Source organism: Microbacterium sp. Bi128, from assembly GCF_918698205.1.
The window spans coordinates 1-1,747 of record NZ_CAKKMM010001092.1 but is presented as its reverse complement, the minus strand read 5'-3'; the positions used below and the strand labels follow the sequence as shown (position 1 = coordinate 1,747).

Genomic DNA, 1,747 nt, shown 5'->3' with positions numbered 1-1,747 from the left:
CGCGAGGCTCCTCGCCGAGGAGACTGACCTTGCGTTCGAACAGCTCTCCGCCACTTTCTCCGGCGTCGCGGACCTTCGAAAGGTGTTTGCGCTCGCGCAGCGTCGGCGCGAGGTCGGTCAGGGCACGCTGCTGTTCGTCGACGAGATCCACCGCTTCAACCGCGCCCAGCAAGACTCGTTCTTGCCTTTTGTCGAAGATGGCACCGTCGTCCTCGTCGGCGCGACCACGGAGAACCCCAGCTTCGAACTCAACGGCGCGCTGTTGTCCCGATGCCAGGGTTTTGTTCTGAAACGCCTCGACGACGCCGCGCTCAGCACCCTCATCACGCGCGCCGAAGCACTCATCGGCGGGCCTCTACCGCTGACTGATGAGGCTCGCGAGGCGCTGACTGCGATGGCCGACGGTGACGGCCGGTACTTGCTGAACATGATCGAACAGGTGCAAGCCCTGCCCGCACCCGTCGGCCCGGCCGCCCTCGCCGCCGCCGTGCAGAAACGGGCACCTCTCTACGACAAATCCCAGGAAGGCCACTACAACCTCATCTCCGCGCTCCACAAGTCGATGCGCGGTTCCGACCCTGACGCAGCCCTGTACTGGTTGGCGCGAATGCTCGATGGCGGTGAAGACCCCCTGTTCATCGCCCGCCGCATCACACGATTCGCCACCGAAGACATCGGTATGGCCGACCCGAACGCCGTCCAACAGGCCCTCGCGGCCTGGGATGTCTATGACCGCCTCGGTTCGCCCGAGGGAGAACTCGCAATCGCCCAAGCCGTCATCTACCTGGCAACTGCGCCGAAGTCGATCGGCGTGTACCGCGGATTCGACAAGGCGCGCGCCGCTGCCAAACGCACCGGATCGCTGATGCCGCCTGCACACATCCTCAACGCCCCGACCCGACTCATGAAAGACCTCGGCTACGGCAAGGGCTACGAATACGACCCCGACACTGAGACCGGGTTCTCCGGCGCAAACTACTTCCCCGATGGCCTGACCCGGGAGACGTTCTACGAACCCACCACGCTCGGGTACGAGCGAGCCATCACCGAACGGTTACGCCACTGGGCACAGCTGCGCAACGACCAACCCGGTGCCGCGACGACACCGCCCGAAGACAACTGACCACCGCTCGAAAGGCTCACCACATGTCCAAATCACACCCCATCCGCTCCTGGCTCGGCGTCCCCTTCGCCACCGCAGAACGCTTCCACAGCCCCGACTTGCTGCCCTTCAACCCTGACGCGCCCTACGAGCAGAAGGGACCCGCACCCCTTCAGGCAGGCGCCCCCACATGGCTCGAGGCCGACAACGGATTCAGCGAAGACTGCCTCAACCTCAACGTGTGGGCACCCGAAGACGCCGCCGACGAACCGCTCCCCGTCATCGTCTACATCTACGGCGGCGGATTCGAGATGGGAGCGAACACCCAGACCACCTCAAACGCCTCCGGCCTCGCCGCAACCGGCCGTGCCGTCGGCGTCTCGCTGAACTACCGACTCGGCCCCTTCGGCTGGCTCTCCCTCTCCCACTACGGCGGAGCACTCGAAGACGCCACGAACCTCGCCATCCAGGACATCATCACCGCCCTCCAGTGGGTGAGAGAGAACATCGCCCGCTTCGGCGGCGACCCGAACAATGTCACCGTCACCGGTCACAGCGCCGGCGCCTACTCGGCGACCGCGCTCCTCGCAGCCCCCGCAGCAGACGGCCTTTACCACCACATCGCAGCATTCTCCGGTGGAGCAT

2 protein-coding genes are annotated in these 1,747 nt (G+C 65.3%); both read left to right on the top strand.

Going from position 1 to position 1,747, the window contains the following annotated elements:
- Window positions 1-1,123: replication-associated recombination protein A (locus tag LQV45_RS30075; RefSeq protein ID WP_290370363.1), on the top strand; the 1,123-nt coding region annotated here is incomplete at its 5' end.
- Window positions 1,124-1,146: 23 nt separating this feature from the next.
- Window positions 1,147-1,747: carboxylesterase family protein (locus LQV45_RS30070; protein ID WP_230010856.1), on the top strand; the 601-nt coding region annotated here is incomplete at its 3' end.